20 protein-coding genes are annotated in these 26,374 nt (G+C 74.1%); 9 read left to right on the forward strand and 11 right to left on the reverse strand.

Going from position 1 to position 26,374, the window contains the following annotated elements:
• Positions 1-32: 32 nt before the first annotated feature.
• The 3 genes from ACZ592_RS37500 to ACZ592_RS37510 all read right to left on the reverse strand — a co-directional run bounded on the left by ACZ592_RS37500 (position 33) and on the right by ACZ592_RS37510 (position 2,844).
• The gene (locus ACZ592_RS37500) at positions 33-791 is read right to left on the reverse strand and encodes a bestrophin-like domain (RefSeq protein ID WP_471586223.1); all 759 of its coding nucleotides are present in this window, start codon (positions 789-791) and stop codon (positions 33-35) included.
• 37 nt (positions 792-828) lie between these two features.
• Positions 829-1,449, reverse strand: coding sequence for a hypothetical protein (locus ACZ592_RS37505; protein WP_471586224.1), 621 nt, complete (start codon positions 1,447-1,449; stop codon positions 829-831).
• A gap of 204 nt (positions 1,450-1,653) precedes the next feature.
• Positions 1,654-2,844 carry a glycerate kinase gene (locus ACZ592_RS37510; RefSeq protein ID WP_471586225.1) on the reverse strand — a complete coding sequence of 397 codons (1,191 nt, stop codon included), beginning with the start codon at positions 2,842-2,844 and terminating at the stop codon, positions 1,654-1,656.
• A 157-nt stretch (positions 2,845-3,001) separates the two neighbouring features.
• On the opposite strand from ACZ592_RS37510, the gene ACZ592_RS37515 reads away from it, so the two are divergent.
• The 6 genes from ACZ592_RS37515 (at position 3,002) to ACZ592_RS37540 (ending at position 12,706) form a co-directional block, all read left to right on the forward strand.
• The gene (locus tag ACZ592_RS37515) at positions 3,002-4,726 is read left to right on the forward strand and encodes a BCCT family transporter (RefSeq protein WP_471586226.1); all 1,725 of its coding nucleotides are present in this window, start codon (positions 3,002-3,004) and stop codon (positions 4,724-4,726) included.
• Between the two features lie 78 nt (positions 4,727-4,804).
• Positions 4,805-5,206, forward strand: coding sequence for a CU044_2847 family protein (locus ACZ592_RS37520; protein ID WP_471586227.1), 402 nt, complete (start codon positions 4,805-4,807; stop codon positions 5,204-5,206).
• A 2-nt stretch (positions 5,207-5,208) separates the two neighbouring features.
• Positions 5,209-7,401 (forward strand): VMAP-C domain-containing protein, encoded by a 2,193-nt coding sequence (locus ACZ592_RS37525; RefSeq protein ID WP_471586228.1) that lies wholly within the window; start codon positions 5,209-5,211, stop codon positions 7,399-7,401.
• Positions 7,398-8,408 (forward strand): AAA family ATPase, encoded by a 1,011-nt coding sequence (locus tag ACZ592_RS37530; protein WP_471586229.1) that lies wholly within the window; start codon positions 7,398-7,400, stop codon positions 8,406-8,408. Before ACZ592_RS37525 ends, ACZ592_RS37530 begins: the two co-directional genes overlap by 4 nt.
• 2 nt (positions 8,409-8,410) lie before the next feature.
• Positions 8,411-12,175 (forward strand): SAV_2336 N-terminal domain-related protein, encoded by a 3,765-nt coding sequence (locus ACZ592_RS37535; protein ID WP_471586230.1) that lies wholly within the window; start codon positions 8,411-8,413, stop codon positions 12,173-12,175.
• Between the two features lie 27 nt (positions 12,176-12,202).
• A complete protein-coding gene (locus ACZ592_RS37540) occupies positions 12,203-12,706 on the forward strand; it encodes an NUDIX domain-containing protein (protein ID WP_471586231.1) in 504 nt (167 codons plus the stop codon).
• 6 nt (positions 12,707-12,712) lie between these two features.
• Here ACZ592_RS37540 and ACZ592_RS37545 read toward each other — a convergent pair whose 3' ends face one another.
• The 5 genes from ACZ592_RS37545 to ACZ592_RS37565 form a co-directional block, all read right to left on the reverse strand.
• Complete coding sequence (locus tag ACZ592_RS37545) at positions 12,713-13,216, reverse strand: methylated-DNA--[protein]-cysteine S-methyltransferase (protein WP_471586232.1); 504 nt, start codon at positions 13,214-13,216, stop codon at positions 12,713-12,715.
• Between the two features lie 22 nt (positions 13,217-13,238).
• Positions 13,239-14,735, reverse strand: a complete 1,497-nt coding sequence (locus tag ACZ592_RS37550; RefSeq protein WP_471586233.1) for an AlkA N-terminal domain-containing protein — start codon at positions 14,733-14,735, stop codon at positions 13,239-13,241.
• A gap of 86 nt (positions 14,736-14,821) precedes the next feature.
• Positions 14,822-15,349, reverse strand: a complete 528-nt coding sequence (locus ACZ592_RS37555) for an O-acetyl-ADP-ribose deacetylase (RefSeq protein ID WP_471586234.1) — start codon at positions 15,347-15,349, stop codon at positions 14,822-14,824.
• A complete protein-coding gene (locus ACZ592_RS37560; protein WP_471586235.1) occupies positions 15,346-16,758 on the reverse strand; it encodes a phytoene desaturase family protein in 1,413 nt (470 codons plus the stop codon). The genes ACZ592_RS37555 and ACZ592_RS37560 overlap by 4 nt, the downstream gene beginning before the upstream one ends.
• An 87-nt stretch (positions 16,759-16,845) precedes the next feature.
• Complete coding sequence (locus ACZ592_RS37565) at positions 16,846-17,673, reverse strand: inositol monophosphatase family protein (RefSeq protein WP_471586236.1); 828 nt, start codon at positions 17,671-17,673, stop codon at positions 16,846-16,848.
• A 678-nt stretch (positions 17,674-18,351) separates the two neighbouring features.
• On the opposite strand from ACZ592_RS37565, the gene ACZ592_RS37570 reads away from it, so the two are divergent.
• On the forward strand, positions 18,352-20,037 hold the full coding sequence (locus ACZ592_RS37570; RefSeq protein WP_471586237.1) for an acetolactate synthase large subunit: 1,686 nt from the start codon (positions 18,352-18,354) through the stop codon (positions 20,035-20,037).
• Between the two features lie 182 nt (positions 20,038-20,219).
• Here the strand turns inward: ACZ592_RS37570 and ACZ592_RS37575 are convergent, their stop codons facing one another.
• From ACZ592_RS37575 to ACZ592_RS37585, 3 genes are all read right to left on the reverse strand, one after another.
• Positions 20,220-21,734 carry a glutamate synthase-related protein gene (locus tag ACZ592_RS37575; RefSeq protein ID WP_471586238.1) on the reverse strand — a complete coding sequence of 505 codons (1,515 nt, stop codon included), beginning with the start codon at positions 21,732-21,734 and terminating at the stop codon, positions 20,220-20,222.
• Positions 21,735-21,862: 128 nt separating this feature from the next.
• Entirely contained in the window at positions 21,863-23,704 is a 1,842-nt protein-coding gene (locus ACZ592_RS37580) for a gamma-glutamyltransferase family protein (RefSeq protein ID WP_471586239.1), read from the reverse strand.
• A 113-nt stretch (positions 23,705-23,817) separates the two neighbouring features.
• Entirely contained in the window at positions 23,818-24,816 is a 999-nt protein-coding gene (locus tag ACZ592_RS37585; RefSeq protein WP_471586240.1) for a MerR family transcriptional regulator, read from the reverse strand.
• Positions 24,817-24,915: 99 nt separating this feature from the next.
• Here ACZ592_RS37585 and ACZ592_RS37590 point away from each other — a divergent pair, with 99 nt between their 5' ends.
• Together ACZ592_RS37590 and ACZ592_RS37595 are read left to right on the forward strand one after the other, a co-directional pair.
• A complete protein-coding gene (locus ACZ592_RS37590; RefSeq protein WP_471586241.1) occupies positions 24,916-25,518 on the forward strand; it encodes an RNA polymerase sigma factor in 603 nt (200 codons plus the stop codon).
• A gap of 121 nt (positions 25,519-25,639) precedes the next feature.
• Entirely contained in the window at positions 25,640-26,356 is a 717-nt protein-coding gene (locus ACZ592_RS37595; protein WP_471586242.1) for an SDR family NAD(P)-dependent oxidoreductase, read from the forward strand.
• Positions 26,357-26,374: the final 18 nt, after the last annotated feature.

Consider the following 26,374-nt stretch of genomic DNA (forward strand, 5'->3'; position numbering starts at 1 on the left):
CTGGGCGGGCCCGCAGGTCGCGTGATGGTCCGTCACACCGACGTGATCAGGCCCTGGAACGCCGTGGTCGTCTCCGCCGACGACCTGCCGAAGGGCGCGTCGAAGCTCCAGACGAGGAAGAGCAGGAAGGCGATCAGGGCGCTGAAGGTACCGGCCAGCAGCAGCTCTCTCGACGAGCGCCTGATCTGCAGCGTGAAGATCAGGCCGACCGTGACGAGCGCCCCGGCGACCAGGCCGAACCAGACGACGCCGGGGAGTGTCGCCTCGGCGTTGTCGGCCCTGGCCCTGCGGGCCTCGTCGGCGGCGGCCACCTGGTCGAGCAGCGGCTGGTAGGTCTGCGCCTCCAGCTCGCTCGCGGGCGGCCGCGCGGCGATGTCCCTGCGCAGGGTGTCGAGGAGTTCGCCGCCCCGGTCGGTGAGTTCGTGGTCCTCGATCATGCGCGGCCACTCGACGGTGGTCACGTGCTCGCCGTAGCGCCGCACGTCCTGTTCGATGCGCTCGCGGGCGTCCGCGGGATAGACCTGCGCGCGGCTGCTGATCTCGTGCAGCGCCTGGGCCTCCTGGCGGGTGCCGTCCTCGGCGGCGCCGCGGGCCTCCCAGACGCCGGCGATGGCGAGGCCGAGGACGATCGCGTAGACGACGCCGACCATCATCACCATGTACTCGAGCACGTCGGGTGTCTGGCTCGGGTCGTCGTCCTCGGGCACGCGGCGGTGTCTGATCACGGTGACGGCCAGGACGACCGCGCAGGCCAGTGCCATGGCCAGACCGAGTACGAACCATTCCGTCACGATACGAACCAATCGGTCACGGAGGGCCTCCGGGGGGCTAGTTGGGGCGGGAGCGGGCGCCGGACGCCGCGGAGCGCGAACGGGGGCGCAGCAGTGCGGCGGCGAGGACCGCGGGGGTGGTGACGACCATCGTGGTCGTCACCATGGACCGACCGCCCTCGCGCTCCCGCGCCTCGGCGGCGCGGTAGCCCGGCGCCCCGAAGGACGGCCGGGGCGGCGGGGCGGGCGCGGGCCGCGAAGGGGGCGGCCGGGACTCCAGGCGTACGGGGACGACGAGTTCGCGTACGCGGGGTGCGGACCGGGGCGGGCGCTTCGCGGGGCGCGCGGCGGGTGCGGCGCGCGGCGCGGGGGCGGGTGCCGCGCGGTCGGGAGGCGGCGGCTCGACGGGGGGCGGCTCGTCGGGGAGCGGCTCGTCGGCGGGCGGCTCGGGGCGCGCCGAAGGGCCCGCGCGGCCGTCGGCGGCGGGGCGGGGTACCGGCGTCGCGCCGTCCCCCGCGTCCCCCGCGCCCTCGGCGTCCGGCAGGTCCTGGCGGCAGATCTCCAGCCGCTCCGACAGGGCCACGCCCAGCGCCTCGACGTGCGCGTCGACGGTCAGGCCGCCCACCGGGCACAGCGTCGCGACGATGCCCAGACCGCCGAGCTGCACCCACCCGGTCAAGATCGACTCCTCTTCACGTACTGAAGAAACGATCACGTTGCCGGTTCGACACGGGCAGGTGGGGGTGGGGCGCCCGGCGGGTCCTGCGGAGGTGGCCCGATGAGTGGATCGGACCAGGTGGACCAGGTCCGGCGGACCAGGTCTGGTGGACCAGGTCTGGTGGACCAGACCGGGTGGGTCACGTCGCGGATCGGGCGGTCCTGATCACGCGAGGAAGTCCCGCGCGATGCCCTCCGCGACCGTCTCCAGGATCGGGCCCGCCTCGGCGATGCAGCGCGCCACGTCCGGCTCGACGTCGGTCAGGGCGTACGCGCGGCGGATGCCCGCCTTGCCGAGGACCTCCGGGGCGAGCGCGAGGCGGCCGCAGACCGCGACGACCTCGACACCGGCGGCCCGCGCGGCGGCGGCCACCCCTGCGGGCGCCTTGCCGTGCAGGGTCTGCTCGTCGAGCGAGCCCTCGCCGGTGATGACGAGAGTGGCCCGCTCCAGGGCGGGCGCGAAGCCGAGCACGTCGAGCATGACGTCGATGCCGGGCCGGAAGCCCGCGCCGAGTCCGACCAGCGCGCCGTACCCGATGCCGCCCGCGGCGCCGGCGCCCGGCGACTGCGCGTACTCGGCGGCCTTGGGGCCGATCGCCTTCTCCAGGACCGTGGCGAAATGGGCGAGGGCGGCGTCGAGCGCGGCGACGTCCTGCGGGTCCGCGCCCTTCTGCGGCCCGTACACCGCGGGCGCGCCCTTCGGGCCGGTCAGCGGGTTGTCGACGTCGCTCGCGAGCACGATCTCGACGTCCTTCAGACGCGGGTCGAGGCCCGACAGATCGGCGGTGGCCAGGTCCTTCAGCGGGCCGCCGCCCGGCGCGACGGGGTCGCCGTCCGCGTCCAGGAAGCGCGCGCCGAGCGCGGCGAGCATGCCGGCGCCGCCGTCGGTCGTGGCGCTGCCTCCGACGCCGAAGACGATCGAGCGGGCACCCGCGTCGAGCGCCGCCCGGAGCAGCTCTCCGGAGCCGTACGTCGTGGACGTGAGCGGCGCGAAGACGCCCTCGGGGAGCAGCTGGAGGCCCGAGGCCTCGGCCATCTCCACCACGGCCGTGCCGTCCTTGAGCGCGTATGCCGCCGTCACCTCGGTGCCCAGGGGGCCCGTGACGCGCACCTCACGGCGCTCGAAGCCGCCCGCGACGGCCGCGGCGACCGTGCCGTCGCCGCCGTCGGCGACCGGCAGCGCCTCGACGGCCAGGTCGGGGGCGACGCGGCGGAGCCCGGCCGTCACCCGCTCGGCGACCTGCACGGCCGTGAGCGAACCCTTGAACTTGTCCGCGGCGATGAGTACGCGCGGCGCCCGCTCACCCTGAGCCTGCGCCTGCTGCTCGTGTCCCGCCGTCCCTGCAGCGTCCGCCACCTTGCATTCCCCTTGCTTTCCGGGCCTTGCTCGCGTCAAGGCAGTCGCGCCGCTGCGACCATAACCGCAGACAGGGCCCCCTGCCCATGGCCGACCGGGGCGCGAGACGGCGCGTCCCGGCGAAAAACCCCCTGATATCGCACCATAGTGGTGCGTCATGAGCACGGAAATGATCGATCAGCCTCGCCCCGGCGACGACCCGCCGGACCCTCCGTCGCCCGATGACGGCGCCACGAGCGGGTCGCCCCCGGACGGCTCCCCCGACTTCGTGGTCGTCGGCATCGGCGTGGCCGCCGTGCTCGCGGTGGTCGCGTGGGCAGCGATCGGCAAGAAGTCCTTCGACCGCGCGTCGAACACCGCGCTCGGCTGGGTCCTGGACAACTTCGCCTGGCTCTTCGTGATCGCCGCGGACGTCTTCCTCGTCCTGTGCGTGGTCCTGGCGCTCAGCCGTTTCGGCAGGATCCGGCTCGGCAAGGACGACGCGAGGCCGGAGTTCACCAACCTCGCGTGGATCGCGATGATGTTCAGCGCGGGCATGGGCATCGGCCTGATGTTCTACGGCGTGGGCGAGCCGCTGACCCACTATCTGAACCCGCCCCCGTCCTCGGCCGCCGAGCCCCGCACCGGCGGCGCGGCCCGCACCGCCCTCGAGTACTCGTTCTTCCACTGGACGCTGACCCCCTGGGCGATCTACGGCATCGCGGGCCTCGCCCTCGCCTACGCGGGCTTCCGCAAGGGCCGCGGCAACCGGCTCAGCGCCGTCTTCGTGCCCCTCATCGGCGCCCGGCGCGCGGCGGGCTGGCCCGGCAGGGTCATCGACCTGCTCGCGGTCTTCGCCACCGTCTTCGGCACGGCGACCAGCCTCGGCGTCGGCGCGCTCCAGGTCGCCACGGGGCTCAACCTCACCACGGGCGCGGAGAACTCGACCACCCTGCAGCTGATCATCATCGGGTCGCTCGGCTCCGCCTTCGTGATCTCCGCGTTCTCCGGGGTGCACAAGGGCGTGAAGTGGCTGAGCACCCTCAACATCATGCTGGCCGCCTGCCTGATGCTGTTCGTCTTCGTCCTCGGGCCGACGGTCTACATCCTCGACGCGATCCCGGCGAGCGTCGGCGGCTACCTCCACCAGCTGCTCCCGATGGCCTCGCGCACGGGCGCCTTCACCGACAGCACCTGGCTCGGCGCCTGGACGATCTTCTACTGGGCGTGGTGGCTGTCCTGGGCACCGTTCGTCGGCACGTTCATCGCCCGCATCTCGCACGGCCGCACGATCCGCGAGTTCCTGATCGGCGTCCTGCTGGTGCCGAGCGGCGCGACCATCGTCTGGTTCTGCGTGATGGGCGGCACGGGCATGCGCCTGGACTCCACCGGCAAGGCCGACATGGCGGAGAAGGTCCAGGAGGGCGCGGAGGCCTCGCTCTTCGCGATGCTCGACGCGCTGCCGCTCGGCACGCTCACGTCCTGGGTCGCGATGATCCTCGTCATGACGTACTTCGTCACGAGCGCCGACTCCGCGTCCCTGGTGATGGGCTCGCTCAGCAGCCGCGGCTCGCTGCACCCGCCGACCTGGCTGGTCGTCACCTGGGGCGTGCTGATGGCGGCGGTGGCCGCGGTGCTCCTGGTCGCCGGCGGCCTCGACTCCCTGCAGAGCGCGACGATCCTGGTGGCGCTGCCGTTCGCCGTGGTGATGCTGGCGCTGTGCTGGGCACTCCTGAAGGAGCTGCGCGAGGACCCCGGTGCGGGCCCCGCCCGCGGCCAGGCGCTGCACGGGCTGCGGGACGCGGTGCGCACGATGGTCGGTGACGCGATCACCGAGCAGACACCGGACCCGCACCGCAGGCTCCGGCGGATCGCCAGGTCCCGCAGCCAGGACGGGGACTGACCCCACCGGCGGCGGACGGACGGGCACGGATCAGCGAACTCGCCGCGCGTACGGCCGAATTGGCCGCACAATGATCCCATGCCTGAGTACCTGGAACTCGACCTCGCCGGGGCCGCGCTGCGCGTCGAGCTCGCCGACGTGGGGCAGGCGCCCGCATCCGGCGAACTGCCGCCGGAGTTCGGCGTGCCGGGCCCCGTCTCCACCGGTGGGCGGGCCGCGGCCCTCGCCGCCGACGCGCTGCGCACGACGCTGAAGCCGCTCGGCCCGCTCCTCGACGAGGTGCACGCCTCGGTGTCCCGCGCCCAGCACCCGCCCGAGGAGTTCACCGTCGAGTTCGGCATCGAGGTGGGCAAGGACCTGAAGCTCGGCATCGTCGGGTTGAAGGGGTCGGCCACCCTGTCGGTGTCGGCGACGTGGCGGCGTACGGAGGATCCCGCCGCCGGAGCCGGCGGGACGCCCGGCGGCGCCACCGGGGCATAGGCGTGGGCTGGTTCAAGGGGACCGAAGCGCCGCCGGTGGTCTCGGTCCTCGGGCGGCACGGCGACACGGCGGTGGGCGCGGCCGCGCTGCTCTCCCCCGGCCGGGTACTGACCTGCGCCCATGTGGTCAACGAGGCGCTGGGGCGGCCCCGGTTGAGCGGCACGAGGCCCGCGGACGAGGTGCTCCAGGTGGGATTCGCCCGGCGCACGGTGCGGATCAAGGCACAGATCGAGGTGTGGGTGCCGCCCCGGCGCTCCACCGCGGCCTGGCAGGGCGACCTGTGCGTGCTGCTGCTCAGCGAGCCCGCCCCCGCGGGGGCCCGCCCGGTCGTCTGGACCGAGATGACGGAGGGCCAGTCGCTGCGGGCCTGGCACGGCTGCGGGGAACCGATCACCTTCGCGGACACGGTGCTCAAACTGCTCGACGGCCATCTGGGATACCTCGACGGGGCGCTGTCGGGCGCCGCGATCGGTCCCGGATTCAGCGGGGGTCCTCTGTGGACGGACCCGGGAGACAGCGCGGCCGGGCTCGTCGTCGGACAGCTCGGGCAGCCGGACACCCCCGCGCACCCCGGCCAGACCCTGCGGCGCACCTGGGCACTGTCCTGGCAGGCGGTGCGCGAGCAGCTGTACGCGGCCGGGGCGGACGAGGTCGTGGCCGACTGCCGTACCGCGCGGGCCGCCCCGCGGGACGATCCGCTGAGCACCGAACTGGCCGGACTGCTGCGGTCGTTGCTGCCCGATCCGGCGGCGCGCGCCGAGCACGCCCGGCGGCTCGCCGCCGAACTCGGCCTCGCCGCACCGCCGGACGGCTCGGCGCCAGGCATCGAGGAGCTGACCGCCGTCCTGCTGACCCGGCACCGCGCCCTGCCCACGCTCAGCGAGTCCTTGCTCACCGCGGGCCCTTACGGCGCACGCCCCGACCGGCTCACCGCCCTGCTCGGCACCGGCAGGGCGGTGGAGGCGGCAGGACTGCTCTCCCGCGGCGAGCACACCTTCCTGGAGAAGCAGCTGGGGCTCGTCGTGCTCGCCGATCCGACGCTGCCCGCCCGCGCGGCCCAGGAGGCGCTGCGCTACACCCCGCTCCCCGCGGCCCTGTGCACCGCGCGGCTCTCACCCCGGGCCCTGGGACAGGTCATCGCGGACCTGGAGGAGTACCAGGACGGCGGCAGCGTGCCGGCCGGGACACCGCGGGTGCCCGCGCTCGTGCACCTGGTCGAGTTCATCGCGGCGGCCTCGGGCGGCCCCCTCGGCGAGGGGCTGAGCCGCTGGAGCGAGCGGGTCTGCGCCCGGCTCGGCGTCCATCCGTCCGCCCGCGACCAGCGCAGGACCGACGCCGCGCACTGGGCGGGTGCGCGGACGCCCGCGGTCACCCGGCTGCTCGCCCGGCTCACCAGGAGCGAGCCCGCGGGCGAGGGCGCGGAGCGTGCCGAGCGCTACCGGTGCAGGCTCTGGCAGCAGCACGCGGACGGTTCGGTGCGCCGTCTGGAGACCACCGCGGGGGACGCGCCCCTGTCGCCGGAGCAGGTCGGCGCGCTGATCCGCGAGGGAGCCGAGCGGTCCGGTGACGGGCTGCCCGCCGTGGACGTCGAGGTCGACCGCGCGGGGCTCCATCTGCCCGTCGACGAATGGGACGCGGGCAGTCCCAACGAATTCGTGCCGAGCCTCCCGCTCGGCGCCTCCTTCCCGCTCACGCTGCGCTGCCCGGAGATGAGCCGCCGGGTGCCGCGGCGGGAGGTGGAGCACCGCAGGCGCTGGGGCGACGGGCACGGCAGGGTCCTGGTCATCGACCCGAGCTGCGCGGACGGCCGGCAGGTCGCCGCGCTGCTCACCTCCACCCACCGGGACGCCAACCACGTCGTCCTGCACGGCCCGCCCGCCCTCCGCGCCCAGCTGCTCGACCTCTGCCTGGCCCTCGGCGTCCCCGTGGTGCTCTGGGACCGCGGGGCCGAGGACCACGACCACGCCCACCGCCTCGACCCCCTGGCGCCCACCGGACGGCTGCAGGAACTTCCCTTCCGCGTCCACCGGTTCAGGGCGTCGGCGCTGCCGGACCCCGCCGGGTTCCCGGTGCGCCCCTCCCTCGTGTGGGAGGACCTCGCGTGGCAGGACCGCGTGGAGACGGACCACGAGCCGAGGCTGACGGACCCCGACGCGCCGCGCCCGCTTTCCGACGAAGGAGCACACAGTTCATGACGGCACCCCAGTCACCTCAGGCGCCTCAGGCGTCCCAGCCACCCCAGGCATCCCGGCAGGACGACTGGCGGCTGTTCCGCGGGGACGGCGCCGCCCGGCGCGTCGACTTCCCCGAGGCCCCGCCGTGGCGCCGCTTCGCCCCGGCGGACGGCGCGCCGCGCCCCCGGCCGTATCTGATCGGCCCCGACGAGTCGGAGGTGGTCAACGCCGCGCTGCTGCTGCGCCGTCCGCTCCTGGTCACCGGCCACCCCGGCACCGGCAAGTCGTCCCTGGCCCACGCCGTCGCGCACGAGCTGTCGCTGGGCACCGTACTGACCTGGCCGGTCAACAGCCGCTCGACGCTGCGCGACGCCCTGTACGACTACGACGCGATCGGCCGGCTGCGCGAGTCCAACCTGCGCCGCGAGGCCGCCGGTGCCGACGGCGCGGGCGGGGGCCCCGACATCGGTTCGTACGTCCGTCTCGGGCCGCTCGGCACCGCGCTGGTCCCGGGCGGACGTCCGCGTGTCCTGCTCGTCGACGAGCTCGACAAGGGAGACGTCGACCTGCCGAACGACCTCCTGACGGTCTTCGAGGAGGGCGAGTTCGAGATCCCCGAGCTGGCGCGACTGCCCGACGACCAGGCGCGGATCGACGTCCTGACCGCGGACCCGCAGGTGCGGGCGCCGGTGACGCGCGGCAGGGTGCGCTGCTCCGAGTTCCCTGTGGTGGTCATCACCAGCAACGGGGAGCGCGAGTTCCCGCCCGCGTTCCTGCGCCGCTGTGTGCGCCTGGACCTCGCCGAACCGGACGAGCAGCGGCTGCGCGACATCGTCGAGGCCCACCTCGGCGCCGCGGCCCTCGACGGCGTCGACGACCTCCTGCACGCCTTTCTTGGCCGCCGCGCACCCGGTGAACTGGCCACCGACCAGCTCCTGAACGCCGTGTTCCTGCGCAAGGGCGGCCTCGACCTGCCGGCCGGGGCGCTGCTCGACGCGGTGCTGCACCGGCTCGGCGGGGCGGTGTAGGGATGCCGGGCGAGGAGCTGCTCGGGGAACCCGCGGGACGCGCCCGCTCCGAGCGGCTGCGCCGGACGCTCCAGGTGTTCACGGAAGGGGGTGTCGACCTCGCGCAGGAGGAACTCCTCGACGCGCTGTGGCTGGCGGCTCGGCTGCCCGAGAAGGCGTCGGCCGCCCTGGCCCGGGTGGCGGCGGCGGTCGCCCCTGCCCCGGAGGCCGACCGTGCGGAACGGCCGTCACCCGCCGACGCACCGGCCCCGACGCCCGGCGACGGCCTTCTCGACGCGGCCTCACAGGACCAGGGGGGCGGGCCGCGTCCAGCGGCCGGTGCGACGGTGCGGGGTCCCGCCGGCCCTGCCGCCCGCGGCGCGGCTGCCGCAGCCGTGCCGCCCCCGCGCGATGTCCCGGGGAGCGGCCGCGACGAGCCCCCGGGCCACTCCCCCCTGTTCGGCGGTGCGCTGCCCGACCCCGGCCCCCACCACGCAACCCGCCCCGTCCGCCCGGTCCGTGCGCCCGGCACCCGCGCCCTCGGTTCGCGGCAGCTGCAACTGGGCCGGGCGCTGCGTCCGTTGAAGCAGACCGTGGCCGACCGCGGACGGTGGGAGCTCGACGAGACGGCCACCGCCGACGCGACCGCCCACAGCGGTCTGACCGAGGCGGTGCTGCGCCCCGCCCGGGCGCGCTGGCTCGACCTGACGCTGCTCGTGGACGACGGCGCCTCCATGCTCCTGTGGCAGCGGCTCGCCCTGGAGATCCGGCTGCTCCTGGAGCGCAGCGGTGCCTTCCGTGACGTACGGGTGCACGGCCTGGACACCCGCACCCCCGGCGCCCCGCTGCTCGGCCGCCGCCCCTTCACCCCCGGCACCGCCGTGCTGCCGCCCGCCACCGTGACCGACCCCGGCGGCAACACCCTGATCCTGGTGCTCAGCGACGGCATCGGCGCGGCCTGGCGCGACGGACGCATGCGTGAACTCCTCACCCAGTGGGGCCGGTTCGGCCCGACAGCCGTGCTGCACGCGCTGCCCCCGCACCTGTGGGACGGCTCCGGCATCCGCGCCGAGCCCTGGCGGGTCACCGCCAGACGGCGCGGCGCCCCCAACCTCACCTGGGACGTGGCGGATCCGGTGCTGCCGCCCGGGCTCGCCCCGTTCGACGGCGTGCCGGTCCCGGTGCTCGCGCCGGAGCCGGGGGCGGTCGGTCTCTGGGCGGACCTGATCGCGTCCCCCGGAGCGAGCGCCGTGCTGCCGCTCCTGCGGGCACCCTTCGATCCGGCCCCCGAGCCGCTCCCCGCTCCGGACACGGAACGGCGGGTCCTGCGGTTCCGGCACACCGCGTCCCCGGAGGCGTACCGCCTCGCCGCCCATCTCGCCGCCGTCGCGCCGGTGTCCGTGCCGGTGATGCGCCTGGTGCAGGACGCGCTCGGCCCGGACGTGACGACCGGACACCTGGCGGAGGTGTTCCTGAGCGGTCTGATGCGGCGCTGCGACGACGCCGCGGGGCTCGCGCCGCAGCACCGCAGCTATGACGTCACGGCCACGACCCGCGACATCCTGCTGGGGACGGCTCCCGTCCGCGAACTGCTGCGCACCAGCCGTGCGGTGACGGACCGGCTGGGTCAGCTGGCGGGCCGGTCGGCGGACTTCCCCGCCTGGCTCGCCCACCCGGACGGGGCCGCGCGGGCCGGTCGCGAGGGGCGGCCGTTCGGCTGGGTGGACGCACGGCTGCTGCGCAGGCTCGGGGTCGGCACGGCGCCCGTACCGCCCGCGTCGCCGGCCGGGCCCGACCTTCCCCCGTACGTCGACACACCGGCCTCGCCCTGGCGGTCGCTGCTGCCCCACAACCCCCGCGAGGTGGGCCCCTGGCAGGTGTTCGCCCGGCACTTCGACGCACGGACCGCCAGCGGGATGTTCCTCGGGCGGCGCGGGGAAGGAGACGTCGCCGCGCTCCGTCTGACGCGGTCGGGTTCCGTGCGGCGCGCCTCCCTGCACCGGCAGGCCGAGGCGCTGCGTGTGCTGCGCGGCGTACGGGCGCCCCGGCTGATCGGCTTCGACGCCACCCCAGAAGCGTCCTGGATGGCGAGTGAACTGCTCCTGACGGACGGGCTGCCCACGCCGAGCCTCGAGAGCACGGGACCGGACGGCCGACGGTTCGCCGACCCCGTGCGGTTCGCCCTGCTCGGCCACCGCGTCGCCGCCGTGCTCGCGGACGCCCATGTGCGGGGTTTCGCGCACGGCGACCTGTCAGCGAGGCGCGTGCTGCTCACGTCGGACGACGACGTGTGTGTGACCGGCTGGTGCGTGCAGGAGCATGCCGACGGTGTCGCGCACGACATCTCCAAGCTGGGCCTCACCCTGCAGCGCGCGGCGGGCGACACCGTCCCCGCGCCTTTCGGGGACATCGTGCGGCGCTGCTCCTCGCCCCTGCTCCAGGAGCGGCCCAGCGCGGACGAGGTCGCCGCCCATTTCGGCGCGTTCGTCGCCTCGCACGCGTACGGGCCCACGCCACGCGGACCGCGCGAGGTCCCCCTCGCCGTGCCCATCGGCCACGACCAGCAGGGCTCCGAGGTCGTCCTGGACTTCCGCGCCATGGGCCCGCACGGTGTCGTCCAGGGCACGACCACGGACCGGTCCGCGGTCCTCGACGCGATCGTCGGCGGCCTCGCCGCACGGCACTCGCCGGCCGAGCTCCGCTTCCATCTGCTCGACTCGACCGGTCAACTCCTGCGGTCGGAGCAGACCCGCACCCTGCCGCACCTGGTGACGGGGACCGCCGCCTCGCAGGAACCCTTCTTGGACGCCGAGCGCGCCCGGCGCCGGGAACTGATCGCCGAGGCGCGTGCGGCGGGCGCCCCGCGCCCGGCCCTGACGAGCCTGATCGTGGTCCTCGAAGCGTCGGGGCTGCACGGGGACATGGGCTGGCTCGAGGACCTCGACATCCACTTCCTGCTCCTCGAAGGGCCCCGGCGGGGACCGGTCGACCTCGACTACCGCGTCGACCTCGTCGCACCCGGCGGCCCGGTCCTCCACCACTCGGGCGCGCCCCGGGACGGCGTGCCCTTCCGGCTGCCGCTGCCACGGCGCCTCCCTCAAGAGGCCCAGCTCGGCGAGCAGTTCCGCAAGGCCATGTCCTTCGCACGCCCGGGGAAGCAGCACGAGACGCTCGGCATCCTGGAGCGGATCAGGGCCCGCCAGGTCGAACACCTCGGACAGGACCACCCCCAGGCGCTCGCCACCCGCTGCGAGATCGGCCGGGTCGAGCTCGCGCTCGGACGCCTCGACGAAGCCCTGGAGTCCTTCTCGGACTGCGCGACGGGCCGCGACGCCGTGTTCGGCAGGGGACACGCCGACACGCTGATCGCGCACCAGTTGCGCGCCTACGTGCTCCACCACCTGGGACGCCACGAAGAGGCGTGCACGATCTGCCGCACCGTACTGCGCCTGTGGGAGAAGATCCGGGACGACCGGCACCCCGACGTCCTGCTGTGCCGGCACAACCTCGTCGTCGCGCTGATCGCCATGGGGCGGCACGAGGAGGCCGTGCCGGAGGCACGCGCCACCCACGACGGGCGGCGGGCCGTGCTCGGCCCCGAGCACCCGGACACCCTCGCGAGCGGGCACGAACTGGCCGTCGCGCTCAGTGGCGCCGGGCAGAGGGCCGAGGCGCTGGAGGTCGCGTCGAGCGTCCACGAGGCACGCTCACGTGTCCTGGGCGACGAGGATCCCGCGACGCTCGCGACGCTGCGGATCCTGACGGGCTTCCCGCCCCCGGAGTTGTGACCCGCCCGCCCCGGCTACCCTGCCCCCGTGACCATCCAGGACTACGCCACGTACATCGCGGGACTCCCCCGCGTCCTCGTCGGGGCCGCCGCGCTCTTCCGTGACGCGCAGGGCCGGGTGCTGCTCGTCGAGCCCAACTACCGGGAGGGGTGGGCGCTGCCCGGAGGGACCGTCGAGTCGGACGACGGGGAGACGCCCCGGCAGGGGGCCCGCAGGGAGACGGCGGAGGAGATCGGGCTCGACGTGACGCTCGGACCGCTGCTCGCGGTGGACTGGGTGCCGCCCGGCCCGGTGCGGTCCCGGCCGCCGCTGGTGGCGTACCTGTACGACGGCGGGGTGCTCGGCGCGGACGAGCTCGAGGCGGTCGAGCTGCAGGAGGAGGAGCTGCTCTCCTGGCGTCTCGTCGCCCCCGAGGACCTCGCGGAGTACCTGCCCGGCTACCTGGGGCGGCGGGTCGCCGTCGCGCTCGACGTGCTGGCGCACGGCGGCGGGGCCGTCGAGCTGGAGAACGGGCGCCGGGTCGAGGCCTAGGACCCGCTAGAACAGGGCGTCTTCGGTCGGCCGTACCGCCCCTGCCTCGAAAGCGAGCAGCCGCCGCTTGCGGTCGAGACCGCCGCCGTAGCCCGTCAGGCCGCCGCCCGCGCCGATGACGCGGTGGCAGGGGACGATGACGCCGATGGGGTTCTTGCCGTTGGCGAGGCCGACCGCGCGGGAGGCGCTGGGCTTGCCGAGGGCTTCGGCCAGTTCGCCGTACGTACGGGTCTCGCCGTAGGGGATCTGCCGCAGCTCGTGCCAGACCGTGCGCTGGAACGGCGTACCGTCCAGGCGCAGCGGTACGTCGAACTCCGTCAGCTCGCCGGCGAAGTAGGCCGCGAGCTGCCTGATCGTCTCGCCGAACGGTGCCGGGTCGCGGTCGCCGAAGGTCTCCTCGGCAGGGCGGTGGCGCTGGTCGGTCATGTAGAGGCCACTGAGGACTCCGTCGGTGGCGACGAGGGTGAGCGGCCCGTAGGGGCTGTCGATGACGGTGTGCAGGCGTTCCATGGAGAGGTCCCTTGGGCGAGGCTTACGCGGGGATGACGTTGATGGGGTGGTCGTCGACGGCCCACAGGTACTGGACCGCGTAGGCCCGCCAGGGGCGCCAGGCCGCGGCGCGCGCGGTGAGCGCGGCCGGGGTGTGCGGCAGGCCGAGTTCCTGTGCGGCGCGCCGGATGCCGAGGTCGGAGGGGAGGAACGCGTCGGGGTCGCCGAGCGCTCGCATCGCGATGACCTCGATCGTCCAGGGCCCGAAGCCGGGGAGCTCGGCGAGCCGGGCGCGGGCCTCGTCCCAGTCGCTCTCCACGCCCAGGCCGAGGCTGCCGTCGGCGAGGTGGCGCACGAGCGTGGTCAGGGTGGTGCGGCGGCTGCGGGGCAGGGCCAGTGACCCCGGGTCGAGCCCGGCGAGCGCCTGCGGGCCGGGGAAGAGGTGGGTGAGGCCGCCCTCGGGGTCCTCGACGGGCACGCCGTGCGCGGCCACCAGGCGTGCGGCGTGGGTGCGGGCGGCGGCCGTGGAGACCTGCTGGCCGAGGACGGCGCGGACGGCGAACTCGGCCTCGTCGACGGTGCGCGGCACCCGCCGCCCGGGGGCCTTGTCGACGAGCGGCGCGAGCAGCGGGTCGGTCCTCAGCCGGCCGTCGACGGCCGTCGGGTCGGCGTCCAGGTCGAGCATGCGGCGGCAGCGGCTGATGGCGATGGTCAGGTCGCGCAGGTCGGTGAGGGAGAGCCGGCAGCCGATGTGGTCGGGGTGCGGGGTGAGGGCGACGATGCCGTGCCCGTAGGGGAGGCTCAGCGTCCTGCGGTACGCGCCGTCGCGCCACTCCTCGACGCCGGGCACGGCGGTGGCGATGAGGTGCCCGAAGAGGTTGTCGGGGTTCAGGGGCCCGCGGAACGGCAGCCGCAGCGAGAGGACACCGCCGGCGGCTGCGCGGTGCACGTCGTTCGGTACGGGGGCGCCGGTCCGCTGCGGCGCGCGGGTGCGGAGCTCGCCGGGGGCCAGCGCGAAGACCTCCCTGACCGTGTCGTTGAAGGTGCGGATCGAGGAGAATCCGGCGGCGAACGCGATCTCCGCCATGGGCAGCGGGGTCGTCTCGACGAGCAGCCGCGCGGTCTGCGCGCGCTGGGCGCGGGCCAGCGCGAGCGGTCCCGCGCCGAGCTCGGCGAGCAGCTGCCGTTCGACCTGCCGGGTGCTGTATCCGAGGCGGTGCGCGAGCCCGGGGACGCCCTCGCGGTCGACGACGCCGTCGCCGATGAGGCGCATGGCGCGGGCCACGAGGTCGGCGCGCTGGTTCCACTCCGGGGAGCCGGGGCTGCTGTCCGGGCGGCACCGCTTGCAGGCCCGGAAGCCGGCCTGCTGGCAGGCGGCGGCGCTCGGGTAGAACGTCATGTTCTCGGCCTTGGGCGGTACGACCGGGCAGCTGGGACGGCAGTAGATCCGGGTGGTGACGACAGCCGTGAAGAACCAGCCGTCGAAACGGGCGTCCTTCGACTGTACGGCGCGTACACAGCGCTCTGTGTCGGTGTGCATGCTCCCCAGCATCGTGGATCCCGCCCCGCACGGCTGGCGAGAATGCGACATGGACGTCGCGCTGCCCTGCGGTTTCGCCCGCCTACCTACTCCTGTTCGGCCAGCGCCGCGGCGAACGCGTCGTAGGCCTCCTGGCCGAAGAGCACGAACCGCACCTCGTCGAAGTCCACGGGGTCGGCGGCCGCCCTGACCGTGCGGACGGCGATGCGCGCCGCGTCGTCGAGCGGCCAGCGGTAGACACCGGTGGAGATCGCGGGAAAGGCGACCGTGCGCGCACCCAGCCCGGCGGCGACGCGCAGTGACTCGCGGTGGCAGGAGACGAGCAGTTCCGAGCGGTCCTCGGTGGCCGACCAGACCGGTCCGACGGTGTGGATCACGTGCTCGGCGTCGAGCCGCCCGGCGGTGGTGGCGACGGCACGGCCGGTGGCCAGGCCCTTGCCGTACCGCGAGGCGCGCAGGTCGCGGCAGGCGGCGAGGATGTCGGGTCCGCCGCGCCGGTGGATGGCGCCGTCGACGCCTCCGCCGCCGAGCAGCGAGGAATTGGCGGCGTTGACGAGGGCGTCGGCGCGCTGCCGGGTGATGTCGCCCCGGACCAGGGTGATGCGGACGGTCACGACTGGCTCCTGAGCATCTTCCACACGGCTTTGGCGGCATTGTGCCCGGACATGCCGTGCACGCCGGGGCCGGGGGGTGTGGCGGAGGAGCAGAGGAAGACGGCGGGATGCCGGGTGGCGTACGGGAAGAGGGAGGGCTTGGGGCGCAGCAGCAGCTGGAGTCCGTCGGCCGCGCCGCAGGCGATGTCGCCGCCCACGTAGTTGGCGTTGCGCGCGGCGAGCTCGGGCGGGCCCGCCGTGGCGCGGGCCAGGACGCGGTCGCGGAAACCGGGGGCGAAGCGCTCCAGCTGGCGTTCGATCGCGTCGGTGAGGTCGCCCTGCCAGCCGTGCGGGACGTGGCCGTACGCCCAGAAGACGTGCTTGCCCGCCGGGGCGCGGGAGGGGTCCACGACGCTGGGCTGCACCGTGATCAGGAACGGCGCGTCGGGTGCCCGGCCCTCGCGGGAGGCGGCGCGCAGCGCGGCGCCGATCTCCTTGCTGCCCGCGCCGACCTGCACGGTCCCGGCGCTCCGTGGCTCCTCCGCGGTCCAGGGGACGGGTCCGTCCAGCGCATAGTCGATCTTGAATGCGCCGGCCCCGTACCGGTATCCCTCGTAGGCGCGGCCGAGCCCCGCGATCCTGGCGAGCGCGGTCGGCGAGGTGTCGAAGACGTAGGCGCGGGCGGGCGGCAGGTCGTCGAGCCGCTTGACCTCGTAGTCCGTGTGGACGGTGCCGCCGAGCTCCTTCAGGTAGCCGGTGAGCGCGTCGGAGATCGACTGCGAGCCGCCGCGCGCGACGGGCCAGCCGCGGGCGTGCGCGGCCAGGGCGAAGACCAGACCGACGCCGCCGGTGACGATGCCGTCGAGCGGCGCGATGACGTGCGCGACGAGCCCGGCGAACAGCGCGCGGGCCCGGTCGTCGCGGAAGCGCCGCATCAGCCACGTCGAGGGCGGGAGTCCCGCAAGGCCGAACCGGGCGAGCGTCACGGGATCGCGCGGCAGCGCGGTCATCGGCAGGGACATGAAGTCCCGCAGCAGGGTGTCCCAGTGCGGCAGGAACGGCTCGACCAGGCGCCGGTAGGCGCCCGCGTCGCGCGGTCCGAAGGAGGCGGCGGTCTCGGCGACGGAGCGGGACAGCACGGCGGCGCTGCCGTCCGGGAACGGGTGCGCCATGGGCAGCGGGGCGTGCAGCCACTCCAGTCCGTGGCGCTCCAGGGGCATGGCGCGGAACGCCGGGGAGTTGATGCCCAGCGGGTGCGCGGCGGAGCAGGGGTCGTGCCGGAACCCGGGCAGCGTCAGCTCCTCGGTGCGCGAGCCGCCCCCCACGGTGCCTCTGGCCTCGAAGACGGCCACGGAGAAGCCGCGGCGGGCCAGCTCGACGGCAGCGGTGAGCCCGTTCGGTCCCGCCCCCACGATGACGGCATCAAGCATCGACGGCACCTTCGGACTCCTTTGTCAGCCGATGGCCAGTGGCGCCCAGGATAGGACGGGGCACCGGCAGGGCCCCTCGAGCCCCTCTCAGGCGCCGGCGGCGAGAAGGTCCGCGACCCGCCGGGCCGTGGCGGCGTCGCGCGCCGCGGTGAACGGCAGCGCGTTGCCCCCGCCGATGCGGAAGGGCTCGCCGGTCAGCGTCAGGTCGGCGCCGCCCGCCTCGGCGACGAGCAGCAGCCCCGCCGCGTGGTCCCAGGCCAGCTCCCAGGAGAAGGCGATGGCGTCCAGCTCTCCCCTGGCTATCGCGAGGTACTCGAGACCGGCCGAGCCGCACGGCCGGGGCCGCACGCCCTCCGTACGCAGCGCCACGAGGGCCTGCTTCTGGTCCTCGGTGGTGAAGTCCGGGTGGGAGGTGGCCACTTCGATGTCCGCGTCGGGCGCGGGCGATCCGGCCCGCAGCCGCTCGCCGTTCAGCCAGGCTCCCTTGCCCCGGACGGCCACGGCGAACTCGTCGAGCGCCGGCGCGTACGTCCAGGAGGCCTGGACCTCCCCGCGCACCGCGAGGGCGACGAGCATGCAGAAGCGCGGGTCTCCGTTCACGAACTGGCGCGTCCCGTCGACCGGGTCGACGATCCAGACCGGCGCGTCCTCCCGTATCGCCTCGTACGTCGACGGGTCCGCGTGCACCGCCTCCTCGCCGACGACGACCGAGCCCGGCAGGAGGGCGGCGAGGTCGGCGGTCAGCTGCTCCTCGGCGCGGCGGTCGGCGACGGTCACCATGTCGTGCGGGCCGCTCTTCTCCACGACGTCACCCTCGGCGAGCTGCCGGAAACGGGGGGTCACCTCCGCCGCGGCGGCCTTGCGGATGGCCTCTTCCACGTCGCGTACACCGTGCGCCAGAAAGTCTTCGATCATGCGTCCATGAGAGCACGCTCCACTGACATCCCGTGCGGCCGGAGCGAACGGGAGCCGAACCCCGGGTGAATCCCCGGTGCGCCCACGCCGCAACGAGCCGCCCCGGCCGTCTCGGGGGCCGCTCCAGGTTCTGTCTCCACGAGCTCGGTGATCGCCCACTGAAAGCGCCACCGCTCCGCCGTGTGCCGGGCAATCGCCTCCCGGCCGACCGCCTTCTTGACGTGAGGTGGGATGGCTCCGGGCTCACGGACCTCCCGTGTCATGGCGGGAGTCGCCGTCGCCAGATGTCCGCCAGGGCGGGGGAATCGCGTCAGCCGCGAACAAGGCGACGCCCTTCTGCCCCGCCTCGATGTCGATGCCGCCGATCCGGCAGGCCCGCACGGCGATGCGCGTGGTGCCCTGCGCAGGCCGTCGAATTGACGTCCTACAGCACCCTGAAGTCGTATCGGTGGGCGGCCGGCCGGTGGCCTGAGCAGCACCGATGCTCTGGGAAGGCGTCCAGAACCCACCAGACCCTGGCTGCGGTCCCTGACGACGAGGAACGCCGGGCGGCGATCAAGAATCCGAGGGTCTGGCTCGTAAGAACCGGTCCGCAGGCGTCCGAGCGGTGGGCCGGGGTAGACGACTGACCGGTCCGCGCATCGGCGCGGCCGAAACCCGGGAGAGGACACGATCAGCGTGAGCGACGCCGAGCACCGGAAGCAGACCCCCGACGGAGCGGCCGAACTCCTGGTGCGCTGCCTGGAGAACGAGGGCGTCGAGGTGGTGTTCGGCGTGCCCGGCGAGGAGAACATCCGTTTCACCAACGCCCTCGCCCGCTCGGAGAAGATCCGCTACGTCCTCACCCGGCACGAGCAGGCCGCGTCCTTCATGGCGGAGATGCACGGCCGGCTCACCGGCTCGGCGGGTGTGATGTCCGCGACGCTGGGGCCCGGCGCGATCAACCTGATGCTGGGCGTCGCAGACGCCATGACGAACAGCACGCCCGTCGTCGCGATCACCGCGCAGGTCGGCAAGGAGCGCAACTACAAGGAGTCCCACCAGTTCGTGGACCTGGTGAACATGTTCGCCCCGGTCACGAAGTGGTCGGCGGACGTCCCGGCCACCCGGGCCATCCCAGAGATGGTGCGGCGCGCGTTCAAGACCGCGGAGTCCGAGCGGCCCGGCGCCGTCTACCTCGCCGTGCCCGAGGATGTCGACGAGGCGACGGACGGCTCGGACCTGCGCCCGCTGCGCAGGAACGTCGTGCAGCCCGAGGCGCCGTCCCCGAAGCAGATCGAGCGGGCGGCGGAGCTGCTGCGGGAGGCCCGCCGGCCGGTGATCCTCGCCGGACACGGCGCGGCGCGCGGCGGCGCCGAGAAGTCGCTGACGGCGTTCGCCACCGCACTCGACGTGTCGACGGCGACCACCTTCCACGGCAAGGGCGTCCTGCCCGACGACCACCCGTGCGCGACCGGCACGTTCGGCTTCATGCGGCGCGACTACACCAACTTCGGGTTCGAGGAGGCCGACGTCATCATCGCCGTCGGCTACGAGCTGCAGGAGTTCGACCCGTCCCGGATCAACCCGGACGGCGACAAGAAGATCGTCCACATCCACCGCTTCCCGGCGGAGGTGGACGACAGCTACTCGGTCGACGTCGGCATCATCGGCGACATCTCCGCCTCCCTCGACGCCCTCGCCACCGCACTCGACGGCCTGCGGTGGACCATCGACGACAAGGACACCACGGCCACCCGCGCGCTGCTGGCCAAGGAACTCGAGCGGGGCGCCGCGGACGAGCGCTACCCGCTCGCCCCGCAGCGCGTCATCGCCGACACCCGCGCCGCGCTCGGTCGCGACGACATCGTGCTGGTCGACACCGGCGCGCTGAAGATGTGGATGGCCCGGCTCTACCCGACGTACGCGCCGAACACCTGCCTCATCTCCAACGGCTTGTCCACCATGGGCTTCTCGCTGCCCGGCGCGCTCGCGGTCCAGCTCGCCAGGCCGCAGACGAAGGTGCTGGCGGCGGTCGGCGACGGCTCGTTCCTCATGCACTCCCAGGAGATCGAGACGGCTGTCCGCGAGAACATCCCGCTGACCGTGCTGATCTGGCAGGACAACGGCTACGGGCTCATCAAGTGGAAGATGGACCTGGAGGTCGGGGAGAACTCCAACACCGACTTCGGCAACCCGGACATCGTCCAGTACGCCCGCAGCTTCGGCGCGAAGGGCTACCACATCGAGTCCGCCGGGGACCTGCTGCCGACGCTCCGTGAGGCACTGGCGGACCCGGGCGTGTCGATCATCAACTGCCCGGTGGACTACGCCGAGAACATGAACCTCATCGAGCACCTCGGGCACCTCGACTCGGCGCTCTGACCCGCCCGCGCGGCGCGGCCCGACTTCCGTACGGGCCGCGCTGCCAGGGCCACTGTCACACCTCGCGCGCAGCGTCCCGCCCCGAGGGTCGCCCCGGACAGGACTGCGCAAACGCGTGACGTCGCGTGCTGATCGGGCCGCAGTCGCATCTCCGCATACCCGACGAGGGGGCACGGACGTGCTCAGGCAGTGAGCAGCTCGGTGATCTCATCGGCGAGCTCGGTGCCGAGCGAGCCCCAGCCGTCCTTGTAGCCGTAGACGCCCGCCAGGGTGCGGGCGTCGTAGTCGCCGTTGAGGATGTCGATGTCGGTGGGGGTGATGAGCGAGGGATGGGCGACGCCGACGGCGCCCGAGACCCTCAGCAACTCCCTGCGCAGGGTGCGCAGGTAGCCCGCGGCCCGGATGGCCTTCGAGGGTGCGTCGATGCCGCGCGTCAGCCACGGGTTCTGGGTGGCGATGCCGGTGGGGCATGCGTCGGTGTGGCACTTCTGCGCCTGGATGCAGCCGATGGACAGCATCGCCTCACGGCCCACGTTGACCATGTCGACGCCGAGGGCGAACGCGACGACGGCGTTCTCGGGCAGGCCGAGCTTGCCGGAGCCGATGAAGGTGATGTCGTCGGTCAGCCCGCGCTCGGCGAACACGCTGTAGACGCGGGAGAAGCCCATGCGGAACGGCAGGGACACCGAGTCGGCGAAGATCAGGGGAGCAGCCCCGGTGCCGCCCTCGCCTCCGTCGACGGTCACGAAGTCGACCCCTCGATCACCTCGCTCCATCAGGGTGGCGAGTTCCTCCCAGAAGCCCATTTCCCCGATGGCGCTCTTGATCCCGACGGGCAATCCGGTCTCCGTGGCGAGCAGTTCCACGAAGTCGAGCATCGAGTCCACGTCGTGGAACGCGGTGTGCCGCGACGGCGACGCGCAGTCCTTGCCCGCGGGGATGTCGCGGATCCCGGCGATCTCGTCGGTCACCTTCGCGCCCGGCAGCATGCCGCCGAGCCCCGGCTTCGCGCCCTGCGAGAGTTTGATCTCGATCGCCTTCACGGGCCCGCTCGCGACCACGGACTTGAGCTTGTCCAGGTTGAACGTGCCGTCCTCGTTGCGGCACCCGAAGTACGCCGTACCGACCTGGAGGACGAGTTCCCCGCCGTTGAGGTGGTAAGGCGACAGGCCGCCCTCGCCGGTGTTGTGCATCGTCCCGGCCAGCGCCGCACCCTTGTTGAGTGCCGTGACGGCCGCGCCGGACAGCGAGCCGAAGCTCATCGCCGAGATGTTGACGACACTCGCCGGACGGAACGCCTTCGCGCGGCCTCGTGGTCCGCCGAGCACCTTTGCCGAGGGCAACGGCGCCTGCGCGTCGCGCAGATCGGGCAGCCGACCGGCGAACGTGCGCTGCTTCACGTACGCGTGACCCTGCTCATGCTCGACGTCGTTGTCGGTGCCGAACCCGAAGTAGTTGTTCTCCTCCTTCGCCGACGCGTAGATCCAGCTGCGCTGGTCACGACTGAAGGGCCGTTCCTCGTCATTGGACGTCACGACGTACTGCCGCAGCTCGGGGCCGATCTTCTCCAGCAAGTACCTGGCGTGCCCCAGCACGGGGAAGGTCCTCAGCAGTGCGTGCTTCTTCTGCACGAGGTCGCGGGCTGCCACCAGCGCCAACCCCGTGGCGGCTGACGCGCCTATGTTCCGAGCACGCATGAAAGACGTTCCTCTCCTCGACTGGCCGAACCTCACCACGACCGGCTACCCCCCGTAGGCGAAATGCCACGGGATGGCGGCGAAGGCTCTCCTCTTGCGCAACGAACTACCTGATCGAAGAGACATCCCTAGCGCCCGACCGCGTACCCCTGCATCCCCCGCGCGTTCGCCGCCGCCGACAGCACCCCGCTGAGTGGATCCCGGGCGACCGCGCACAGCCGTCCCTCCGACCACGCGCCGCCCACGGTCACCTCGTGTCCCCTGCGCCGCAGCTCCTCCACGGTCTCCGGGTCCGTCCGGGACTCCACGGTGAGGCTGCCCGCCCGCATCTCCCTGGGGTGGAAGGAGCCGGGGAAGGCGTCCGTGTGCCAGTTGGGCGCGTCGATCGCGCCCTGGAGGTCGAGGCCGCCCCGTACCGGGGCCCGCAGCGCCACCCCCAGGAAGAAGTGCACCTGCCACTGGTCCTGCTGGTCGCCCCCGGGCGTCCCGAAGGCCAGGACGGGCACGCCGTCCCGCAGCGCCAGCGACGGCGTCAGCGTCGTGCGCGGGCGCCGGCCCGGCGTCAGGGAGTTCGGCAGTCCGTCCTCCAGCCACGCCATCTGGAGCCGCGTCCCCAGCGGGAACCCCAGTTCGGGCACGACGGGATTGGACTGCAGCCAGCCGCCGCTGGGGGTGGCCGACAGCATGTTGCCCCAGCGGTCGACGATGTCGAGGTGGCAGGTGTCGCCGCGCGTACCCCCGTCCCCGGCGACGGTCGGCTCCCCCGCTCCGAGCGTCGCGCCGCCCTGTCCCGCGGACCCCGTGCTCTCCCCCGACGCGAGCGCCCGCGCGTGCGCGGAGAGCCGCGGCTCCCGGCCGCCGGGCGCCCCGGGCCGCAGCAAGCCGGAGGCCTGGTCGCCGATGAGCCGCCGCCGGAGCGCGTTGTACTCGACGGAGAGCAGCTCGTCCACCGGCACTCCCCGCGCGCCCTCCTCCCCCGCGTCCCCGTACCAGGCCTCCCGGTCCGCCATGGCCAGCTTGCAGCCCTCGACCAGGAGGTGGACGTACGCGGCGGACCCGTACTCCGGGAGCTCCGCGACGTCGCGGGGCAGCAGCGCGAACTGCTGCAGGAAGGCGGGGCCTTGGCTCCAGGCGCCGGCCTTGCACAAGGTCCAGCCGTTCCAGTCGTACGTGACGGGGTCCTCGTAGGAGGCGGACCAGTCGCGCAGGTCCGCGGCGCGGAGCGTCCCCACGTGCCGTTCGCCGCTCGTGTCCAGCGTCGGCCGTGCGGCCTGCCGCACCAGGGCCTCCGCGATGAACCCGCCGCGCCACACCTCGCGCGCCGCCTCGATCTGCGCCGTCCGCGACCCGCCGTCCGAGGCGGCTCCCGCCTCCGCCTCGGCTATCAGCCGTCGCCAGGTCGCGGCGAGCGCGGGGTTGCGGAACAGCTCGCCGGGGCGCGGGGACCGGCCGCCGGGGAGGTAGACCTCGGCGGACGAGGGCCACTCGCGCTCGAAGAGTTCCCGTACCGTCTCCACGGTCTCACCGACCCGCTCGACGGGGGCGTGTCCGTCCTCCGCGTACCCGATGGCGTACTTCAGGACGTCGGCGAGCGACTTCGTGCCGTGGTCGCGCAGCAGCAGCATCCACGCGTCGAAGGCGCCGGGCACGGCCGCGGCGAGCGGGCCGGTGCCGGGCACCAGGTCCAGGCCCAGGGAGCGGTAGTGGGCGACGGTGGCCCCGGCGGGCGCACCGCCCTGCCCGCAGAGCACGCGCACCTCGCCGCCCTGGGGCGCGAGGATGATCGGGACCTCGCCCGCGGGGCCGTTCAGATGCGGCTCGACCACGTGCAGGACGAAGCCCGCGGCGACGGCGGCGTCGAAGGCGTTGCCGCCGTCCTCCAGCACGGCCATCGCGGACTGGGAGGCGAGCCAGTGGGTGGACGACACCATGCCGAAGGTGCCCTGCAGGGTGGGGCGCGTCGTGAACATGATCAGCAGGCTAGCTCCCGGCGCGGCCCAGGTCACGAGGTCACCTGGTCACCTGGTCACCTGGTCATCGGGCGCACGGGATCAGGCGCGGAACGGATCAGTCGCGGGAGGGGTCAGGCCGCGAAGAGGGACGCGATCCGGTCCGCCCCGGTCCGCAGTCCGGTCAGCCGCTCGACGCCCGGGGCGTACGCCCCGGGCCGCGAGGACCAACCGGGCCCCGCGACCAGCACGGTGGGGTGGGTGCGGGCTCCCCGTACGCCCCAGACCGCCTCGGTGACCAGGTGCACCAGCGCGCGGTCCGCGGTGTTCCGCGAGTGCGCCCAGAGGACGACCGCCGAGGGCCCGATGCGCCGCACCGCCTCGTACAGCGCCTCCGCGGGGAGCGCGGCGCCGAACATCCGCGTGGGCACGCCCCGTTCGCCGAGGACCGCGGTGAGCGCCTCGAGCGGGAGCGTGTGCTGTTCCGCGGGGACGCAGGTGAGCAGCACGGGGGCGGCGGGCAGCGGCGTGGCCGCGGGGGCGGCCGTCCCCGCGGACGGGCGACAACGCGAAGGGGGACAGCGCAGGGCGGAGGAGACGTGCCAGGAGAGCAGGTGCTCGACCTCCACGTACCGCTCGCCGGACGACGCCCACTTGCGGCCGATGGCGTGCAGCGCGGGCGCCATGACCTCCTCCCACCCGGTGGTGACGCCGTGATCGTCGAGCGTGGTCCGCAGCTGTGACTCGACGGCCGGGGCGTCGAGCCGCACGGCCGCGCGGGCAAGGCCTCGGCACTCCTGGCGGACGTTGCCGAGGGGGAGGGTGCCGGGGTCGCCGCCGTTTCGCGTGCGCGGGGCCTCGGCCGGCGTCTCGCGCAGGGCGACGCGCGCGGCCTCGGCGGGCGGCACGCCGAGCGCGGTCAGCCGGCACATCTCCTCCAGGCGCCCCACGTCCACGGGGGTCCAGCGGCGGTGGCGGCCCTGTTCACGGCGGTCGGGCCCGATGCCGTAACGCCGTTCCCACGAGCGGAGCGTGGTCGGTGCGACGCCCAGTCTGCGGGCGACGGACCCCGTGGTCAGCGCGGCGTCCGTCTCGCTCCGCCGGGAGACGCCCGGCTGCCGTGTGGGTCCCATCCCGGCACGATACGACGCACAATCGCTGCAAGTTGTCGCCTCTCACCGGCTGTCACCAATCTGGGGACAACTCCGGCCCCTGTACGAGGAGTAGGCATCATGGTGGCGGTCGACTCCGGGACGCCCGGCGGCTTCCGGTATCCCGAGGACCAGCTCGGGGACGATCAGCTCGCGGCGGGCTTCGCCGCGGGCGACGAGCTCTGCCTCGCCGCGGTCTACCGGCGCTGGGAACGGCTCGTGCACCGGCTCGCCGGGCGCGCGCTCGGCGAGGGCCCGGACGCGGAGGACGTGACGCAGCAGGTCTTCCTCGCCGCCTGGCGGGGGCGGCACGGATACCGTCCCGGCGCGGGCGGCCTGGGCGGCTGGCTGGTCGGCATCACCCGGCACAAGGTCGCCGACGCGCTCACCGCGAGGGCCAGGCGGGCCGGTCTCGTGGCGGCCGTGGGCGCGCGGCAGGAGGCAGCCGTCGGCGGGCCCTGCCCCGAGCAGGTCCTGGACCGGGTCCTGGTCGAGCGCGCGCTCGCCGACCTGCCCTCCGCACAGGAGTTGGTGCTGCGCCTCGCCTTCTACGCGGACCTGACGCAGTCCCAGATCTCGGAGCGGACCGGGCTGCCGCTCGGCACGGTCAAGAGTCACACGCGGCGCGGGCTGCGGACGCTGCGGAGCCTCTGGGACCGGCCCTTCCCGTTGTCTCCCGGATGACTCCGATGACACGGATGACACGGATGACTCCGATGCCTCCGATGACACGGAGGGCGGTGCATCCGTCCTGCCCGCCCGACGTGAAGTACCGGGCGTTCAACGTTGGTTGGAGGGGAAGCGGATGGACATCTCGGGTACCCGTGTCCTGGTGGTCGGCGCCACCGGAGCCCTCGGCGGTCTCGCCGCGGGGGCGCTGGTGGAAGGCGGTGCGCGGGTGGCGCTGGCCGGCCGCAATCCGGTGCGGCTCGCCGCTCTCGCACGGGATCTCGGCGGCTCCCCCGCCCGGACGTTCGAGGCGTGCGACCTCGATCAGTGCTCGGCGCTCGGGCCGTGGGCGGCGCGCGTCCTGTCCGGGCTCGACGGGGTCCTGGTGACGGTGGGGGCTGCGGGCTTCGGCGCGGTCGACGAGGTGCCGAACGAGGTGGCCGGACACCTCTTCACGGTGAACGCGCTGTGCCCCATGGCCGTTCTGCGGGGCGCGTCGCCGGTGGTGGCGGACAAGGGGTTCCTGCTCGCGGTCACCGGGACGGCGCCGGAGCACGCGGCGCACGCGCCCGGGGCCGCCGGGTCGGCGACCGGCGCGATGCCGCCCCCAGGGGGCCACCCCGTCGCGGGCACCGCCGACTACACCGCGTCCAAGGCGGCGTTGAGCGGCTGGCTCGGGGTGCTCGCCGAGGAACTCGCGCCGCGGTCCGTCGCCGTCCTCGACTTCCGCACCCCGCACCTGGACACGGGCTTCGCCGAACGGCCCGTCACCGGCCGCCCGCCCGCGCTCCCGCCGGAGACCGACGCCCTGGAGGCGGTGCGCTCCCTGATGGACAGCATCGCCTCGGCCTGATCCCCGCCCGCACCCCGG

Source organism: Streptomyces sp. NPDC040622, assembly GCF_055593965.1.

Excerpts from the sequence above, each read along its gene's own strand:
- ACZ592_RS37515 (WP_471586226.1), top strand. The coding sequence starts at position 3,002 with ATGAGCACGGAAATGATCGATCAGCCTCGCCCCGGCGACGACCCGCCG.
- ACZ592_RS37560 (WP_471586235.1), bottom strand. The coding sequence starts at position 16,758 with ATGCTTGATGCCGTCATCGTGGGGGCGGGACCGAACGGGCTCACCGCT.
- ACZ592_RS37550 (WP_471586233.1), bottom strand. The coding sequence starts at position 14,735 with ATGCACACCGACACAGAGCGCTGTGTACGCGCCGTACAGTCGAAGGAC.
- ACZ592_RS37530 (WP_471586229.1), top strand. The coding sequence starts at position 7,398 with ATGACGGCACCCCAGTCACCTCAGGCGCCTCAGGCGTCCCAGCCACCC.
- ACZ592_RS37590 (WP_471586241.1), top strand. The coding sequence starts at position 24,916 with ATGGTGGCGGTCGACTCCGGGACGCCCGGCGGCTTCCGGTATCCCGAG.
- ACZ592_RS37580 (WP_471586239.1), bottom strand. The coding sequence starts at position 23,704 with ATGTTCACGACGCGCCCCACCCTGCAGGGCACCTTCGGCATGGTGTCG.
- ACZ592_RS37595 (WP_471586242.1), top strand. The coding sequence starts at position 25,640 with ATGGACATCTCGGGTACCCGTGTCCTGGTGGTCGGCGCCACCGGAGCC.
- ACZ592_RS37545 (WP_471586232.1), bottom strand. The coding sequence starts at position 13,216 with ATGGAACGCCTGCACACCGTCATCGACAGCCCCTACGGGCCGCTCACC.
- ACZ592_RS37535 (WP_471586230.1), top strand. The coding sequence starts at position 8,411 with ATGCCGGGCGAGGAGCTGCTCGGGGAACCCGCGGGACGCGCCCGCTCC.
- ACZ592_RS37520 (WP_471586227.1), top strand. The coding sequence starts at position 4,805 with ATGCCTGAGTACCTGGAACTCGACCTCGCCGGGGCCGCGCTGCGCGTC.
- ACZ592_RS37575 (WP_471586238.1), bottom strand. The coding sequence starts at position 21,734 with ATGCGTGCTCGGAACATAGGCGCGTCAGCCGCCACGGGGTTGGCGCTG.
- ACZ592_RS37565 (WP_471586236.1), bottom strand. The coding sequence starts at position 17,673 with ATGATCGAAGACTTTCTGGCGCACGGTGTACGCGACGTGGAAGAGGCC.
- ACZ592_RS37585 (WP_471586240.1), bottom strand. The coding sequence starts at position 24,816 with ATGGGACCCACACGGCAGCCGGGCGTCTCCCGGCGGAGCGAGACGGAC.